Raw genomic sequence first — 19,350 nt, 5'->3', positions numbered from 1 at the left:
TCATTCAAAGAAAACCCGGGCAAACTGCTGCGTCTTTTTCCGCTGTCCAAACAGGATCACCTCACTCGATGAGATCTGCTGACAAACTTTGGGTCGCGTGATCACCTCCGCGTCAAGCGCGCCGAACAACGGCTGTCGCACTTGCTTGCCCGCCGGGTCGATGCTCACCAGCATGATCACCGAGTTCTCGTGGCGACTGTTAGGGCTGTAGTTATAGATCTTGCCAGCGCCGTTGTAGGTCGCGTTTTTCCGGTTGTCGTTAAAGATGAAGCAGATCTGGCCTTTCACAATGGCCATGGTATAGGAAGAATAAAAGCCCCCGTCATCGATCGTGTGCTGACGCTTGGCCACCTTCTCGGCCCACTCGATCTGGCCCGAGGGATCCACCTTCACGGTGATGATGTCGTTGTAGTTGTAATGATACGTGGTGTAGTTTTGCATCATGCCGTTCATCATCATGTTGCTCGTCGATTGGCTCACATAATATTGCTCGCCGATGAGCATGGCCCCACCATCTTTGCCCACGAGCAACTTATCAAGGTCATATTCATACAACTCATTCTCTTCGCCGCTTTTCTCCTTGCGGCGTGCCCGGTCCGCCTCACCCTCCTTCATGTTTTGCGTAATGAAGTCGATGCCGAATTCCTTGTAGCTCTGTGTTTTGATGTCTTTGGTCACCGCATCGAGGGTCAGGAAAAATGTTCCGCGAATGCTATTGGTCCCCTTCTCGGAATAGAAGCCTGCGCAAATGAGATTTTTATTGTTCAGGACTTCGATCTGCATGTCGGTGAGGAAACGGTCTTCGAGGCGGATGGGATATTCCTTTGCCGTCTTGCCCTGGTCGCGAAACGCAAAAACACTGTACGTATAGTTGGGCAATCCGTGCCGTTTGCTTTTGCGCTTGTCTTTGTAGATAACCGCCAGGAGGTAGGCCTCGCCGTCGTTGTCTACGCGGATCGATTCGATCGTGAAGAGTCCATCCTCATAGGGCAATTTCACCTCTTTGTTCCATAACGGATTCATGGCGTCATCCAGCACTTGGAAACCGAAAGACTCGGGTTCGTTCTTGGCGTAGGGGAGGGCGTAGAACACCATCACCTTCGAGCTGTCGCGCGACACTTTGATGGTATACGTGCCGCTGTTCCGGCGCGACTCCGATCCAAAATCGATCTCGGCAATCTGCCGCTTGTTGGGCAGAGGCTCCAGTGTGGCGCGGTTGATCTCCTGTACAAATAATTTTTTGCGCGACGTCTGCGTGTCCCGGAAGGAGGAGAACAGGTAAAGCCGGCTGTGCATTTGCAGGATCAATTCCACGTCGGCAGTCTTCCCTTCGTGTGTCAATTTCAGGTCGAATGTTTTGGTGGGTTGAAAATTGTTATCGTAATGTTCCAGCGAAAACGTGGTGCCCGTTCCAAAGCCATACCGTTCCTTGACGGCGTAGATACCGGTTTGATCATGCCCCACAATGGCACTGAGCGACGAATGGCGCGGCGCCTCAAATTCCTTACCCCACTTCACCTGGGGCTTCAGGTCCTGGGCTTGGGTGGACACAGCGATACAAAATAGCAGGAGCAGCATGTTCCGGGCATGGCCGGGTTGGGATGGTCTTGAGATCATAGGGTGAATAACGCTAAAGCCCAGGCCAATCGTACACGGGAGGAAAAATTGAACGACGGGCGCAGGCGAAGATGGGAGGAATATTCCTCATTCAAAGATAACCACATAAAAAAAGACCTGCAACGGTGCAGGTCTTTCCTATAAATCGATTTAAAAGCGCGATCAGGCCAATTCGCGAAGGTCCACGGGAACCACGCGGGAGATACCTTTCTCCACCATGGTGATACCATAGATCACATCCGTTGAGCTCATCGTACGCTTGTTGTGCGTCACGATCACGAACTGCGAATCCTTGCTGAAGTCGCGGATGATGTTGTTGAACTTGTCGATGTTGGCGTCGTCCAACGGTGCATCCACCTCGTCGAAGATACAGAACGGTGCGGGCTTCAACAGGTACATCGAGAACAACAACGCCGTAGCCGTCAGGGTTTTTTCTCCCCCCGAAAGCTGGTTGATGGTCAGCGGGCGTTTGCCTTTTGGTTTCGCAATGATGTCGATGTCCGACTCCAGCGGGTTGTTGGGATCAACGAGACGCAAGTCGCACTCGTCGCCTTGCACAAACAACGACTGGAATACGCGGATAAAGTGTTCTTTGATCTTGTTGAAAGCCTCCATAAACGTCTGGCTGGCCACACCTTCGATTTCAGCGATGGTGTTGAACAACGATTCCTTCGCTTTCAGGAGATCTGTTTTTTGCGTGATGATAAAGTCATTGCGCTGTTTGATCTCCGTGTAGGCTTCCATGGCCATCGGGTTGATGGGACCCATGTTGTCGAGCCGGTCGCGGATCTTTTGAACGTCGTGACGGATCTTGTCTTCGTCGGCTTTCGAATAGTCTTCCGACTCTTCGGCAGCGGTGTGCCCCACAACAGCATCCAGGTCGATGTTGAACTCCACGGAGAGGCGTTCCTTCACCGAGTTCAGTTGCATCTTACTTTCGTTCAATTGGGTTTGCAGTTCCATCAACGTGGTGTCGATGCTCTGGCGCTGGTGCTGCACTTCGCGAAGTTGTTTGTCAACCTGGTCGATGTAGCCGCGCGATTCGTAATATTCTTTCTCCGCTTCGCTCAAGCCCTTCTCCATGCCTTCTTTCTCTTCGTACATGCCGAGGAGTTCGTCGTCGTTGGATTGGGTGGTCTCGATGATGCGTTTCACCTCGTCTTCATTCTTCTTCAGCTCCTCCGCATTCACATCGATGCGCTGGCTGCTTTGGTCCATCGACTCCTGCTTGAAGCGCGTTTCCTGCTCGATGCTTTTCACGCGGTTCTCCTGCTGGTGATAGAAGATGTTCTGCTCATTGTAGGCAGCCGATTTCTGACTCAGCACCTCGCTGTTCGAGGCCAGGTTGTTGGTGATGGACACCAATTTGTTTTCCTGCTCCTCAAGGTCGTGGAGGGCGCGTTGTGCGCGAGGTTTCAGGTCGTCCAGTTCGCGCAACAGCGTGTCGATCTTTTCCAGGATGTCTTCGCGGCGCAGGTCGGCGCTGTTCAGCATTTGTGCGAACTGCTCGCGCTTGGTGCGCAGGGAAACAAACTCGTCGTTCACCTGGCGGATGCTGCGTTGCACCTCGTCGATCTGCTGGCGGATCTTGTTGTTGCGCAGCTTCTCGAGGTCGGCTTGTTTTTCCAACAGACTGGAGCGGATGTCGTCGAGCTTGGTGGTCAATTCCTTGATCTCCTTCTCGAGCTTCTCCATGTTCTTGGCACGACCGATCTTCTTGCCTTCGAACAAGCCTACGGAACCACCCGAGATACTGAACTTGCGCTTGGTGAGCTTGCCGTTCTTGGTAATGAACGTGTTCTCGTCGGTGGACGGAATATTTTTGGTATCGCCTTCGTAGATGTACACCTTGTCCAGGATGTACGCCATCAGCTTCTTGTACTTCTGATCGTATTCGATGATCTCCGTGGCCGGGAACGCGTTGTCGTAAATGCGCCCGGTAGTGGATTCAAATTTGTCGAACGCATCCAGGATGAAAAAGTGCGCCTTGCCCTTGGCCGCATCGCTCAGGATGTTGATGGCCTCATAGGCTTCCGACTCGTGTTCAACGATGTAGTAGTTCAGGTAAGGCTCCAGGTAATTCTCGATGGCCACACGGTACTCTTCCGAGGTGGTGAGGATGTCGGAGAGGAGGGGAGCGTTCTTGCCTACTTTCTTTTTCAGGAACTTGATGGCCTCGGGGAAACCTTCGAGGTTTTCCACCAGCGATTTGGTGAGGTTGTATTCGTTCTGACGCGCGTCGAGTTTGCGGCCGGTCACGTTCATTTCCTCGCGGATCATGTCGATCGTTTTTTCGATCAGCACCATGCGCTCCTGAACTTCTTCTTCTTCTTTCTTCAGGTTCTCCTGCTCGTTGTTCTTCACGTTCAGTTCTTCCTGCAGGATCTTCAATTTGTTCTCGAACTCCACCAGGCTGGCACTTTGCTGGCTGGTGTCGGTCGCGGTTTTTTCAAGCTCCTGTTTGAGGGAAGAGACCTGTATTTCGCGGATCTCGACATCTTTGTTGATCTGGAAGCTTTCTTCCTGGCGCTCGCGTTGCACGCGGCGGATCGAGTCGGATTGCTGTTGCAATTCCGTGGTGATGTTCTTTTGATTTTCGTAGTCGGCCTTCAGCGATTCCAGTTTGTGGCTGATCTCTTCGAATATGTCTTCGGCCGACTTCTTCTCTGTTTCCAGGCTTTGGATACTGAAGCGGGCGCGCTCGTTGCTCTTGCGATCCTGGTCGATCTGTTCGCGCAAACCGGCGGCACGGTCGTTCAGGTATTTCAGCCGCTCGTTCTTGATCTGTTTCTCGCTCTCGTACTGGCGAATTTTGGCCACGAACTCATTGATGGCCTTTTGACGCGACGAAAGGGTCTTCTCTTTCAGGATCAGTTCTGCCTTTGCCTTTTCGATGACGGCTTCTTTTTCCGAGATTTCGGCGGCCAGGCCGATCTTGCGGTCATTCTCCAGCTCGATCTGTTTGGTGATGTGGTTGAACTTGTCCTTTTGTTTGTTCACCACCACCTTGGCCAGGTGAATGCTTTTTTCCTTGTATTCTTCCTTGATCTTGTAATAGTTCTCGGTCTGTTTGGCCTGTTTTTCAAGGCTTTTCATGTTCTTTTCGATCTCAAACAGGAGGTCTTCCACCCGCTCCAGGTCGGCGTCGGTGTCTTCCAGCTTTTTGAGGGTTTCCTTTTTCCGCTTTTTGAACTTGGAGATCCCGGCGGCTTCTTCGAAAAGCATGCGGCGGCTGTTGTCCTTGTCGTTCAGCAGGTCGTCTACCATGCCCAACTCGATGATGGCGTAGCTGTTGGAAGCCACCCCGGTATCGAGGAAGAGGTTGGTGATGTCCTTGAGGCGGCAAACCACACCGTTGAGCAGATACTCGCTTTCACCCGAGCGGTAGAGGCGGCGGGTGATGGTGATCTGCGCATATTCGGTAGGCAGGATGTTCTTTGTATTGTTGATGGTCAGCGAAACCTCCGCCATCTGCTGGGCTCCGCGCGCGCTGGTGCCATTGAAGATGATGTTTTCCATCTTCTCCGAGCGCAGGGCGCTGGTCTTTTGCTCGCCCAACACCCAACGGATCGAATCCACTACGTTTGACTTGCCACATCCGTTTGGTCCAACAATCCCCGTAATCCCTTCATCAAAATTGATAACGATTTTGTCGGCAAAACTCTTGAAGCCTTTGATCTCCAGTTTCGCTAATTGCATGCTGTTAGTGGTTGTTTTGGTATATCCCGCAGTTGCCTGGAAAACAGTACACGAAGAAAGGATGCTGTGCGAGGTTGAGCGACGCAGAACCGCTGTGTGGCTGCCTTTCCGTTCAAAAGGGGAGGGCAAAGATAAACCGATCCCGCTGGCAATTCAAAATAAAAATTTAGGTGCCGAAAAAGGCTCAAAAAGGCCACTTTTCGATGAAAGAACCTCATTTTTAGCGTTTTTTGAGCCTCCCTGCCCCAACGCTATCCCTAGACTATTCCGGCGATTTTCTTACGCGTCGACGAAGCGACACCACAACGCATAAAACATCAAAAAAGTACCTCTAAATGGGTTTTTCATTTTTTTTCATAAATTTGTTTTCAATGGATAATTTTAAGTTATGGCTTTATGTGATCATAGGGATCGTGTACCTGCTCAGCAGGTTACTGAAGAAACGTCCCGACGAGTCTAAAAGCCAGCCTATGCCGCCTCCCAAACCAGCCCCGCGCGCCACACCACAGGCCCCGGCCAGCACGCCCCAGAAGTCGCTGACCTTCGAGGAGTTGTTGCAGGAAATTGCCACCCAGAAACAACAGAAACCAGTCCCCAGCCAACCGCGTCCGGTGGCTAAATATACTCCCCAGCAACGGGTAGACGACGAGGCCGAAGACCTCGAAGATGTGAACTATGATTACCGCCAGCACGACAAGGTGTATGAGACGTACGAAGAGGCGAAGCGGCAGGCGTTCAACCGGCCTTCACTGGAGGAGACCATGCGGGTAGAAGATACCGTTGTGAAATTCGGTAAGTTTAAAGCATTCGAACAAGCGACAGAACGCGATCTGATGGCAGAGTATCTGAAAGAATTTCAGGATCCGGAAGGGTTTAGAAAGGCCTTTGTGATGAGTGAGATACTCCAGCGCAAATTCTAGTTTGTTTGACTAAATGTTACATGCATTAGAGAACATAAATTTTTTTGACTGATTTGTAGCACGCGGATATATTTTTTTACACGGGTTACAATATTTTTTTAAAGGTTATTCATTATGTACCATGCCGTAAGTAAGCCTGTATGAATGTAACAATTCTATTCTTCCTCACCCTTTTTACCGGTGTGAACGCAAATCCTCCTGTCAATCCCTCAGCAGATTGCTCACGGCTGGAGGTATCCTACACTACCCAAACGGTCGGCGACCAAGTGAACATCGACGTGCGGGCGTCCGGCGGCGAGGAGCCGTACTTCTATTTCTTTCTGGACAAGAAAAACAATCCGCTGACCTGGGATTTCAAAAAAAGCAATCACTCGGCCGACAAAAGTAATTTACCGAAGCTGATCCGGGTGGTCGATTCCAAGGGCTGCACCAAAACAATTGACTTCAACGAAAGCGCCAACAGATAATGGATAGAATTCTACTACCTAAATTAGGTCGCTCCCTCATCGCTTCCGTTGCGCTCGTCTTCGGCTTGGCCACGGCGAGTTGGGCCCAAGCGGTTTCGTATACCTTTGGAACGCTGTCGGTCGACATCACCATCTCCAATTCATGCTCAACACCCCCTACGGGAAACGGATTTATCACCTTTAAGATAAACTCTACCGAAGGCGGTGTGAATGCTTCGTTGGCCATCCTCGGCCCGGTGAACCTCTTCCCTGCACAAAACATTCCGGCTGGCGGAACCTTCGTGTTCAATCCACCGAAGAACCTGCCACCAGGAACCTACCGGTGGATTCTCGGCGATGGTACCAATACGATCGGTTCACTGGCCGACCCCGGAACCTATCCCGACCTCGTGGTCAGGGATTTCTCCACGGCACCCCTCGGCATCACCAAAGACATTGAAGCGAACAATACATCGTGCGTGGCCCAAAACGGTCAGGTCCAAGCAACCATTACCGGTGGTTCGAAGAACTTTGGCTTCGGCTCCTATACGTATTCGTGGAGTAGCTCGAACGGAACGCCCACCGCGAGCGGAACCACCGCAGGCGCAGCGCCTTTGAACCTGGCGACATTGCTCGGCCTCGGGGGCTTACGCGGCGGTACCTATACCTTAATGGTCCAGGATAAATTTTCAGCTTGTTCGACGACGCAAGTCTTCACGATCACCGATCCATCGCCAACCGTATTCACCGTCACGACCGCTTCGCCGCTAAATGTGTGCGCAGGCGACAACATCACCATTACCCTGAACAACTCGGAAGCCGGGGTAACCTATGAGATCTTAAAGAACGTGGCCTCGCTGCCAACACCCATCACCTTCCCGGGCACCGGCTCAGGACCGTTTGTGATGACCTTCCCGGCGACGCAATTCACCAGCGGCAATAACATTTCCGTGCTGGCCTCCAATGGCTTTTGTACCCCGGTGTTGATGACCAACACGGTGACCTTGAACATCAACCCGTTGCCCACGGCAACCGTTAGTGGGGGAGGGACCGTTTGTGCAGGAACTCCGGCACCCAATGTGGTCTTTACCTTTACAGGAACTGCACCCTTTACATTTACCTACACGGATGGAACAACACCGGTCACGGTGACCAACCACCCGACGACGACCTACACGATCACCAACCCTACGGCCGGAACCTATTCGGTGACAGCCCTTACGGATGCAAAATCGTGCGGAGCCACCAGTCTCGGAGGTTCAGCAGCGGTGGTTATAAACCCTTTGCCGACGGCTACCATTTCGGGCGGCGGTACGGTTTGTACCGGCGATCCGCTTCCGAATGTGACGTTTACTTTTACCGGCACGGCGCCGTTCACCTTCACGTATAACAATGGTGGCGCACCCATCACGGTAACGAATCACCCGACGAACACTTTCACGATCACCAACGCCGCGGCAGGAACGTATACCATCACGGCATTGACCGACAGCAAGACTTGCGTGGCCACCAGTCTGGGCACACCGGTTGCTGTTGTGGTAAGGACACGCCCCACCGCTACCGTATCGGGCGGCGGCACGGTCTGCGCCGGAAATCCGGTGCCCAACATCGTATTCACGTTCACCGGCACAGCGCCGTTTACCTTTACGTATACAGACGGAACAACACCCGTCACCGTAAACAATCACCCGACCACAACCTTCACCATCAACAATCCTCCCGCAGGTACATACAGCATCACATCATTGACGGATGCCAGCACATGTAATGCTACCAGCTTAGGCGGATCGGTTGCATCGGTGATAAATCCTTTGCCGACCGCGACGATCTCGGGCGGCGGAACGATCTGCTCCGGAAGCCCGCTCCCGAACGTGACGTTCACGTTCACCGGCACGGCACCGTTCACCTTCACGTATAATAATGGAGGCGCGCCGATCACGGTAACGAATCATCCTACGAACACTTTCACAATCACCAACGCTGCTGCTGGAACCTATACCATCACGGCGTTGACCGACAGCAAGACCTGCGTGGCCACTAGCTTGGGCACACCGGTAAGTGTTATTGTCAGAACGAGACCTACGGCAACGGTATCGGGTGGCGGCACGGTCTGCGCCGGAAATCCAGTACCCAACATTGTATTCACGTTCACGGGCACCGCTCCGTTTACCTTTACGTATACCGACGGAACAACACCGGTCACGGTAAACAACCACCCGACCACAACCTTCACCATCAACAATCCTCCCGCAGGCACATACAGCGTCACATCATTGACGGATGCCAGCACATGTAATGCGACCAGCTTAGGCGGATCGGCTGTATCGGTTATAAATCCCTTGCCTACTGCAACGATCTCGGGCGGCGGAACGATCTGCTCCGGAAGCCCGCTGCCGAACGTAGTCTTTACATTCACCGGCACGGCACCGTTCACCTTCACGTATAATAATGGAGGTGCACCGATCACGGTAACGAATCACCCGACCAATACCTTTACGATCAACAACGCGGCAGCAGGTACCTATACCATCACCGCATTGACCGATAGCAAAACCTGCGTGGCCACTAGTTTGGGCACACCGGTAAGCGTCATTGTCAATACAAGACCGACGGCCGTTGTTTCCGGAGGCGGCACGATTTGCGCGGGGGGAACATTGCCGAACGTGACCTTCACGTTCACGGGCACTGCGCCGTTTACCTTTACGTACACCGATGGCACCACTCCTGTGACGGTGAACAATCACCCGAGCACGACCTTCACCATCACCAATGCACCGGCAGGTACCTACAGCGTCACGTCATTGACGGATGCCAGCACATGTAACGCGACCAGTTTGGGCGGCTCAGTGGCCGTTGTGGTGAATCCCTTGCCGACAGCGACCATCTCTGGTGGTGGCACCGTTTGTACAGGAAGCCCGCTGCCGAACGTAGTCTTTACGTTCACCGGCACGGCACCGTTCACCTTCACGTATAATAATGGAGGTGCACCGATCACGGTAACGAATCACCCGACCAATACCTTTACGATCAACAACGCGGCAGCAGGTACCTATACCATCACCGCATTGACCGATAGCAAAACCTGCGTGGCCACCAGTTTGGGCACACCGGTAAGCGTCATTGTCAATACAAGACCGACGGCCGTTGTTTCCGGAGGCGGCACGATTTGCGCGGGGGGAACATTGCCGAACGTGACCTTCACGTTCACGGGCACTGCGCCGTTTACCTTTACGTACACCGATGGTACCACACCTGTGACGGTGAACAATCACCCGAGCACGACCTTCACCATCACCAATGCACCGGCAGGTACCTACAGCGTCACGTCATTGACGGACGCCAGTACATGTAACGCGACCAGCCTTGGCGGATCCGTGGCGGTAGTAGTGAACCCGCTGCCGACAGCGACCATTTCTGGTGGTGGCACCGTTTGTACAGGAAGCCCGCTGCCGAATGTAGTCTTTACGTTCACCGGCACAGCGCCATACACCTTCACGTATAATAATGGAGGCGCGCCGATCACGGTGACCAATCACCCTTCGAACACATTCACCATCACCAATGCGGCAGCAGGTACGTATACCATTACCGCATTAACCGATAGCAAAACTTGTGTGGCCACCAGCTTGGGCACACCGGTAAGCGTTATTGTCAATACGAGACCGACCGCTGTGGTTTCCGGTGGCGGCACGATTTGCGCCGGGGGAACATTGCCGAACGTGACCTTCACGTTCACGGGCACTGCGCCGTTTACCTTTACGTATACCGATGGTACCACACCTGTGACGGTGAACAATCACCCGAGCACAACCTTCACCATCACCAACGCGCCTGCAGGCACTTATAGCGTGACCGCACTGACAGACGCAGGCACCTGTAGCGCGACCAGCTTAGGCGGCTCAGTAGCCGTTGTGGTGAATCCCTTGCCGACTGCAACCATCACCGGTGGCGGCACGGTTTGTACGGGAAACCCGCTGCCGAATGTAGTCTTTACATTCACCGGCACTGCGCCGTATACCTTCACGTATAATAATGGAGGCGCGCCGATCACGGTGACCAATCACCCTTCGAATACATTCACCATCACCAACGCGGCCGTAGGCACTTACACCATCACCGCGTTGACGGATAGCAAAACCTGCGTGGCCACCAGTCTTGGCACACCGGTAAGCGTTATTGTCAACACGCGGCCGACTGCTGCCGTCTCCGGCGGTGGAACGATTTGCGCCGGGGGAACATTGCCGAACGTGACCTTCACGTTCACGGGCACCGCGCCGTTTACGTTCACCTACACCGATGGCACAACTCCTGTGACGGTGACCAATCACCCGAGCACGACCTTCACCATCACCAATGCTCCGGCCGGCACCTATAGCGTCACGGCATTGACCGATGCAGGTACTTGCAGCGCGACCAGCTTGGGCGGATCCGTAGCCGTAGTAGTGAAACCCGTACCGACCGCAGCCATTTCAGGAGGCGGTGCAATCTGTACGGGCAGTCCACTGCCCAATGTGATCTTTACCTTTACAGGCACTGCGCCCTTTACGTTCACGTATACCGATGGCGTTACACCGATCACGGTGACCAACCATCCTTCAACGACCTTCACCATCAACAATGCCCCGGCCGGTACGTATAGCGTCACTGCGCTGACCGACGCCGGAGGTTGCCCTGCGACAAGCCTTGGCACACCGGTAAACGTGATTGTCAATCCAAGACCTACGGCAGTTGTTTCCGGTGGTGGCACGATCTGCGCAGGATCACCATTGCCGAATGTGGTCTTTACCTTCACGGGTACGGCTCCCTTTACCTTCACCTACACCGACGGCACAACCCCGGTGACGGTGACCAACCACCCGAGCACAACCTTCACCATCACCAATGCCGCTGCGGGAACCTATAGCGTTACCGCGCTGACAGACAACACGACGTGTACAGCCACGAGCTTTGGCGGTTCGGTAGCGGTGGTTGTGAACCCGCTGCCCACGGCTTCCATTTCAGGAGGCGGTGCGGTCTGCTCTGGCTCGCCAGTGACCCTGACCTTTACATTACCTACGCCAGGTACGTTTAACATTGTATACACCGACGGTACAACCAACTTCCCGCTGAACGGCATCAGCAACGGCGCGACAGTAGTTGTCAACCCCGCGGTCAGCACGACCTACACCCTGGTGAGCGCAACCAACCCGGCCACCACCTGTTCTGTAACGGCACCGAGCGCAAACCTGACCGGCAGCGCCGTAGTGAACGTTGGCACATTGCCGACGGCCGACATCAGCGGCACAGCCACCATTTGCGCAGGCACCAGCACAGCCCTTACGTTCACCCTCCCGGCAGCCGGAACCTTTAATGTGGTGTATACCGACGGCGTAACAAACTTCAACGCCAACGGCATCAGCAACGGGGCAACCGTGAACGTAAGTCCGGCGACCACGACTACCTATACGATTGTCAGCGTAACCAATACGGTCACATCGTGTAGTGTAACGGCGCCGAATGCAGCCATCACTGGCTCTGCTGTGATCACTGTAAATCCGCGACCCACAGCAACCATCACCGGCGGTGGCACGGTTTGCTCCGGATCAACTTTGCCGGACGTGACGTTCACGTTCACCGGCACGGCACCATTCACCTTTACTTACAACGACGGTACAACACCCATAACCGTAACGAACCATCCGAGCACAACCTTCACGTTAACCGGGGCAGCAGCCGGCACCTATACGATCACGGCATTATTCGACGCGACAACCTGTACGGCCACGAGCCTGGGAACACCCGTCACGGTCGTGACCAAGCCGGCACCTACGGTGGCGGTATCGGGCGGTGGAAGCATCTGCTCAGGAGGTACACTTCCAGATGTTACGTTCACATTCGGCGGCACGGCGCCGTTCAATTTTACGTATACCGATGGCACCACGCCGATCAGCGTGTCTAACCATCCTTCGACAACGTTCACCATCACCGGTGCAGCTGCCGGAACATACCAGGTGACGGCACTCACGGACGCCACGGGATGCGCGGCCACCAATCTGGCCTCAAGCGTTTCGGTGATCGTCAACTCGGCGCCGAGTGTAGTGATTAGCGGAGGCGGCACGGTTTGCGCGGGCGCTACATTGCCCGATGTTACATTCACCTTCACGGGCACGGCACCGTTCACCTTTACGTACACCGATGGCACTACACCGGTCACGATAAACAATCATCCGAGCACTACCTTCACGATCACCACCGCACCACAAGGAAACTATTCCGTTACGGCCCTGACCGACGCTGGGGCTTGTCCGGGCGCAAGCCTGGGCACACCGGTAGCCGTAGTAGTGAATGCTTTGCCCACGGCAGTGGTTGGCGGCGGCGGAACAGTCTGTGCCGGAAGCACAATGCCTGACGTCACCTTTACTTTCACGGGAACAGCTCCGTTCAACTTCACCTATACGGATGGAACAACCCCCGTCTCGGTCAGCAATCACCCCGGCACAACCTTTACCATCACGGCGGCTGCAGTAGGCACGTATCAGGTAACGGCATTGACGGATGCCAATAGCTGTGCGGCCACATCGCTCGGAGGTTCAGTCTCCGTCGTTGTAAATCCCGCAGCGACGGCAGATGCCGGCGTTCCACAGATCATTTGTGCCGGTAGCACCGTAACACTGGCCGGAACGTTCGGCGGCGCAGCCACCACAGCAACGTGGAGTGGCGGCAGCGGATCGTTTAATCCGAATGCCAACGACCTCAATGCGATTTATACACCTTCTTTGCCGGAGGCTACGGCAGGGTCAGTAACCCTGACCCTCACCACGGACGACCCGGATGGGGCCGGCCCTTGTTTGGCGGCTACCGACAATGTAGTCATCACCATCAGCTCGGGTGCCACGGTAGATGCCGGTCCGGTCCAAACCATTTGCGCCGGCAATAGCGCCACACTGGCAGGAACATTCTCGGGTGCCTCTGGCATCACGTGGACAACCGCAGGGGATGGAACGTTCAACAACGCAAACCTCACGAATGCAGTCTACACTCCCGGCGCCAACGATATCGCGGCAGGCACCGTATCGCTCACCATCACAACAGGTGGACCTTGCGCAGCGGCTGCTGACAATGTGATCATCACCATCAACCCCGCCGCCACAGTAGATGCAGGCACACCTCAAATCACTTGCGCTGCGACTGCGATAACCCTGGCTGGAAGCTTTACCGGATCGGCTACTGGTTTGAAATGGACCACGGCCGGCGACGGTACCTTTAGCGATGACACCGATCCAAGCTCAACCTATACGCCCGGCGTCAACGACGTTGCCGCTGGTTCTGTGGTGTTGACGGCTACGGCTACCGGAACGTGTACCGGTGTGACCGACAACGTGACCATCACCATTAACCCGCTTGCTACAGTAGACGCTGGCTCACCGCAAAATATTTGCGGTGCACAGTCAGTGACCTTGGGCGGCGTAATAGGAGGCTCAGCAACGTCGGCTACCTGGACGGGTGGTACGGGTACCTTTAACCCGAACGCAAATGCCCTGAACGCGATCTATACTCCGAGTGCTGCGGAGAGAACAGCTGGAACCGTGACACTCACACTGACCACCAACAATCCTGCAGGACCTTGTCCCGCTGCGTCAGACAACGTGACCATCACGATCGGTCCTATTCCGGGTGACCAGGTTACGTTTGGCAATGACACCTGGATCGGCTATGTGTATGACGATTCGTCAAACCCCGTGCCTCCGGTCACCAATGTAGATTTTGCTTCTGCGAAGTACAGAGGCTTTATTGGCCCCAATGAAATAATTGCTCTGAGTTTTGCATCACCGGCCTACAACCTGGCCACCGATGCATTCAATATGGACCTGTCAAGCATCAATGACCTTACGGGCCCGAACCTCTGCGGAAACTTCCTGGATGAGTTCAGTATCCGTTTCAAGATGCAGAAAGTCTTCACCGCCGGAACCTATACCTTCACGGTAGGGGGCGACGACGGTGTGAGACTGTTGATCGACAACGTCGTTGTAGCAGGGGCATTCAGTACACACTCCTATACTCAATACACCGGAACAGTTTGTCTCACGGCAGGCTCACACGACCTCGTGATCGAGTACTTTGAACACCAAGTCATTTCCCACGTCTCGTTCGACTATGGCCCGGCAGCGCCTCCCAGTGTGACCAGCGCCTCCGTATCGGTGTGTTTGAACACGCCTACAGCCCCTACGTTATCGGCCTCTTCCACCGATCCGACGGTAACAGGCTTTAACTGGTATAGCGACGCTGCCCTGACAAACCTGGTAGGAACCGGCGCCAACTTCACCCCGACACTGGGCACAAACCCTGGCGAGTTGAATGTAACGGTGGTGGGAACGACGTCTTATTATGTAGCCGCTCAGTATGCTTGTGGCCAGGGCGCACCCGCCACAGTGGCCGTGAACGTTGTGAACGGCGCCACATTGGCCTACAACAACACTTCGATTTGTGAGGCAAACGGTGCGGTAGATTTAACAACATTTGTTACGCCTACGCCGACAGGAGGCACGTTCACTTTCTCCGGTCAGCCCGGCATTACGGGAAATATGTTTGATCCCACTGGATTGAGTGGTCCCGTTGCCATCACAGTAAACTATGCGATCGGAGCCTGCTCGGCCCCGCAAGGCACATTGACATTGAACGTGACCAACACGTCGAACATTACCGTGCCCGCAGCCGCCATGGCGATTTGTCAAGGCAACGGGGTGATCGATCTGAACACGTTGGTAAGCGGACTGCCCGCAGGTGGTGACTTTGTCTTTGCTGGTTCCACCGGCATCACCGGCGACAACTTCGATCCTACAGGTCTCACCGGTAACCAGGTGATCACCGTCAACTATTCACTCTCAGGTTCGTGCGTAGCCGCTCAAAAACAATTCACCATCAACGTATCGCCGAATGCGACGCTCACGACAAACAACCTCGTGGTATGTCCCGGCGGTGGAACGGTGGATCTGTTGACCTTGGTGAATGGAACACCGGCAGGAGGAACCTTCACGTTCACCGGAACGGGTGTTTCGGGAAGCACCTTCGATCCTTCCGGCTCGGCCGGAACAACGGTGACCATCACGGTACAATACACCTCAACGGGCTGCGGTCCGGTTTCCGGAGCGATCTCCATCCAGGTGAAAGCCGCTAACGACGTCACCTGCGGAGGAACCGGATCCGATTGTGCCAACTTCAGCGCGATCATCCCGACCATCACCACACAACCTACGTGTAGCGACCGCGATGCCGGTGAGGTGTCGTTCAATATCCAGCGGGCAAACGGCACGCCGACCACGTTCCGCGTGATCTGGGTCTACAAAGGTGTGACACCGCCGACCACGCAAACCAAGTTCACAAACGGAACCGTGCTCTTCAGCGATCTCAAGTCAGGTCTGTATACCTATACCGTTATTGACGAAGGCAATGGCAAATCGTGCGGTCCTGTTGATTTCTTCCTGGATCTGAAAACACAGGTACACATCCTCGACAAAGAAGTGCTCAGCAACGTCAGCTGCTTCGGCGGAACCGACGGGAACGTGAGACTCACCGTGGATGGATCACTGACCGGACAGTACTGGTATAAATATGTGTATAAGGGACAAGAGTCCAGTGCGCAGACGTTCACACCAGGCGCCCCGCTGCCCGACGGACTTCCTGCAGATGACACCGATTATATTATCCTGAAAGTAGATGACAACATCAACTTCACCTGCCCCGATACGGCCATGGTGAGGATCAAAAATCTCTTCCCGAAGGTCAACATGACCGTCAGCACAACCGATGTAACAACGTGTAACGGCAGCGACGGTGTGATAAACGTAACCGGCATCAGCGGTGGAAATACAACCTCCGGCGCTCTGAAGATTCGGTTGAGAAGATTGACCAGCGCGTTTGGAGATACGGAAGTTTTGTTTGACTACGAAGACGTCGCGTCCGGCACAAAATCCTATTCGGATCTTGGCAAAGGCGACTACTTTGTCGACATCATAGACAACGGCGACTGCGTGACCACGTACCCGAGCGCGATCCAGATCAAAGCTCCTGGATTGAGCCTGACCATCCCGGCCCTTGCCGTGACCAACGCCGATTGTTCAAACGGCGGCAAGAGTGGATCGATCTTATTTAAGATCTCGGCACCGGATGGTATTTACAAAGTGGCCATCAGTGCAGACCCGCTCAACGTGCCTGCCGATGATCAGTTTGTGGACTACAACACCCTGGTGTTGCCCAACGTGAAATTCGATCAACTGCCCCGGGGCGGCTACTACTTCTACGTGAAGTCCAGCACAAGCCCTTGCCCTACGCGCACGGATAATCCCGTCGCGGTGGATGGCCCGTATCAGATTGGTGATTTCGAGATCATACCGAGTTGCTCAACGCCGGACATCACCATCGCCAACATCAGCGGCGAGCCAGGCAAGCCTATGGTGATCCAGGTTTATGACAATGCCGATCCGTTCTTCCAGATCGACGAACTCGCCGTAAGCGCCAACGCCACGACAGCAACGTTCCACTATACCCCGACGGAGCACTCGTTCCTGACCGGATATGGAAATACATACCGCTTCGTCATCGTTCAGGAGCAAACCAGTTGCACGATCACCTCGGCCGACAAGCTGCAGGTTATCAATCAACGACTGGATCTCACGGTAACGTCGAAACCTTCGTTCCCTAATCCGAAACGGACCGGTAGCATAGTAATTGACAACATCTTTGGAGGAACGCCTTTCCATTCTGCCGACAATCAACTGTACTATAGCGTCACGATAACCGACGAAAATGGAGCCACGGTCATCGACGCGCAGCCGGTGACATTGAACCCGCAGAAGAAGTTTTCACAATCGTTCGACTACTTGTCGCCGGGCATCTACACGATCACCGTAGAGGATGATTCACAGTGTAATCCTAAGATTGTGCAGATCCAGATCGACCTCGATCCCAGTGTCTATGTTCCCAACATCTTCACCCCGAACGATGACGCCGTCAACGATCAGTTTGAAGTGTTGAACTTGCCGGCCGGTGGCAAACACACGCTGATCATCAGCAACCGCTGGGGCAACGAAGTGTTCAAGTCGACCGACTATCACGAAGGAAATTTCTGGGATGCGAAAGAAGCATCCGATGGTATCTACTTCTACCGCCTGCAATTGGATGGCGGCGCAACCTACACCGGATGGGTGGAAGTGTTGAGAGGCGCGAAGCCTTAAGGAAGCGCGATCAGAAACTGTAACGTATCAATTTGGTCAGCATAGTCTCCGACTTCCGGAAACTGTGACTGACCAAATTTTATTTTAGCCTCTTTCGAATCGCCCACGACACACTGGATCTTGTCTTTTGATTGTTCCAGCATCAACCGAAGCGCGGCAACGCTTTCGTAGTATTCATAGTAAACAACGGAGATAGGGGAGACCAGCTTTTGATTTTCCTGAAGGATAACCGAACCGTTGTCGAGGAACGATGTCTGCGAAACCAGCAACACGGACTTCTGGTAGTCGTAGTTGTTGGCGTATTTATGGTGATTGACGATCTCGCGAAAAGATTCCCACGGTCGCAGTACGTTCGCGAGCGGATAGCCGGCAGGCACGAACAGTTTCGAGACGTTGCGACATCCCAAACCAAAATAACTGAACACATCGATGCCTAGTCGATTGACATCCTCGTCCGACTCCGTGCCGTCCAGCACCGCCACCGAGGTCCGGTTCTTGCGGATGATGTGCGGGTATTTGCTAAAGTAATATTCAAAATAGCGCGAAGCATTGTCGCTGCCCGTGGCGATGATCGCATCAAACCCCTTCAACTGCTCGCCGAATGCGATCCGCTCAGCAAACCGCGGCTCGATCTCAACAAGTCTGTCCACGACAAATTGGATGAGCGCGCTGTCTTTCGAGCTGCGTTTGATGAGGATGGAATGACCGGCGATGAGTACACACAAAAAATCGTGAAAGCCTACTAAAGGGATGTTGCCCGCCATCACCACGGCGATCTTTTTGGAAACCACTGGTTCCAGGTCGTAGACGGATGTCCACTGGCGAAGGCTTTCCGGGGTCAGAAATTTAGCCACTCCACTAACGGCCATTCGTACCGAATCCTCGGTAAACCACGAATTCTCATTCCGGGTTTTCCACGCTAACGATTGAAGCGCATCGTCACCCATTTCCCGCAGCATTCGGCCCAATTCGCCAAAGGCATTTAATCTTTCCTCAACTTTCATATGTAGTAAACTTTTGCGGCGACGAGTCCGTTTTAAGAAATGTTTGGTGTACTTTTGTATGATAAACGGGTCAAAAATAGAAAAAGCATGGCAATAATGATTACGGACGAATGCATCAACTGCGGTGCATGTGAGCCGGAATGCCCCAACACAGCTATCTATGAAGGCGGCCGGGAATGGAACTGGGCCGGGGGCACAAAGTTGGAAACAGTAGAATTGGAAGACGGTACGGCGATCGATGCAAAAACTGCACAAGCCCCGGTTTCCGATGAATTTTATTATATCGTTTCGGGAAAGTGTACCGAATGTTCGGGCTTTCACGAAGAACCTCAATGCGCAGCCGTTTGCCCGGTAGATTGCTGCGTGCCCGATCCGGACATGGTGGAGGCCAAGGAAGAGTTGCTCGCCAAAAAGGCCTGGTTACACCAGGAAGTAGAACAAGAATAATTTCTGA

7 protein-coding genes are annotated in these 19,350 nt (G+C 53.9%); 4 read left to right on the top strand and 3 right to left on the bottom strand.

All coding sequences use genetic code 11. From position 1 onward, the window contains the following. Together BUB30_RS05430 and smc are read right to left on the bottom strand one after the other, a co-directional pair. A complete protein-coding gene (locus BUB30_RS05430) occupies positions 1 to 1,617 on the bottom strand; it encodes a hypothetical protein (RefSeq protein ID WP_073131771.1) in 1,617 nt (538 codons plus the stop codon). Positions 1,618 to 1,779: 162 nt separating this feature from the next. Further along, positions 1,780 to 5,316: a chromosome segregation protein SMC gene (smc, locus tag BUB30_RS05425; protein ID WP_073131769.1), complete on the bottom strand. Its 3,537-nt coding sequence runs from the start codon at positions 5,314 to 5,316 to the stop codon at positions 1,780 to 1,782. Between the two features lie 371 nt (positions 5,317 to 5,687). Here smc and BUB30_RS05415 point away from each other — a divergent pair, with 371 nt between their 5' ends. From BUB30_RS05415 to BUB30_RS05405, 3 genes are all read left to right on the top strand, one after another. Beyond that, positions 5,688 to 6,236 carry a hypothetical protein gene (locus tag BUB30_RS05415; protein ID WP_073131766.1) on the top strand — a complete coding sequence of 183 codons (549 nt, stop codon included), beginning with the start codon at positions 5,688 to 5,690 and terminating at the stop codon, positions 6,234 to 6,236. Between the two features lie 140 nt (positions 6,237 to 6,376). After that, positions 6,377 to 6,703 (top strand): hypothetical protein, encoded by a 327-nt coding sequence (locus BUB30_RS05410; protein ID WP_073131765.1) that lies wholly within the window; start codon positions 6,377 to 6,379, stop codon positions 6,701 to 6,703. Continuing rightward, positions 6,703 to 17,892 carry a T9SS type B sorting domain-containing protein gene (locus BUB30_RS05405; protein WP_143164772.1) on the top strand — a complete coding sequence of 3,730 codons (11,190 nt, stop codon included), beginning with the start codon at positions 6,703 to 6,705 and terminating at the stop codon, positions 17,890 to 17,892. The genes BUB30_RS05410 and BUB30_RS05405 overlap by 1 nt, the downstream gene beginning before the upstream one ends. Here BUB30_RS05405 and BUB30_RS05400 read toward each other — a convergent pair. Further along, positions 17,889 to 18,896 carry an acyl-CoA reductase gene (locus BUB30_RS05400; protein ID WP_073131761.1) on the bottom strand — a complete coding sequence of 336 codons (1,008 nt, stop codon included), beginning with the start codon at positions 18,894 to 18,896 and terminating at the stop codon, positions 17,889 to 17,891. The two genes, BUB30_RS05405 and BUB30_RS05400, sit on opposite strands and share 4 nt — an antisense overlap. A gap of 87 nt (positions 18,897 to 18,983) precedes the next feature. Between BUB30_RS05400 and BUB30_RS05395 the strand changes: the two genes are divergently transcribed. Further along, complete coding sequence (locus BUB30_RS05395) at positions 18,984 to 19,343, top strand: 4Fe-4S binding protein (protein ID WP_073134815.1); 360 nt, start codon at positions 18,984 to 18,986, stop codon at positions 19,341 to 19,343. The last annotated feature ends 7 nt before the right edge of the window (positions 19,344 to 19,350 follow it).

This window comes from Chryseolinea serpens (assembly GCF_900129725.1).
Taxonomy (GTDB): Bacteria; Bacteroidota; Bacteroidia; order Cytophagales; family Cyclobacteriaceae; genus Chryseolinea; species Chryseolinea serpens.
Note: the sequence above shows the minus strand (reverse complement) of the source record. Positions and strands in the feature narration are given on the sequence as shown.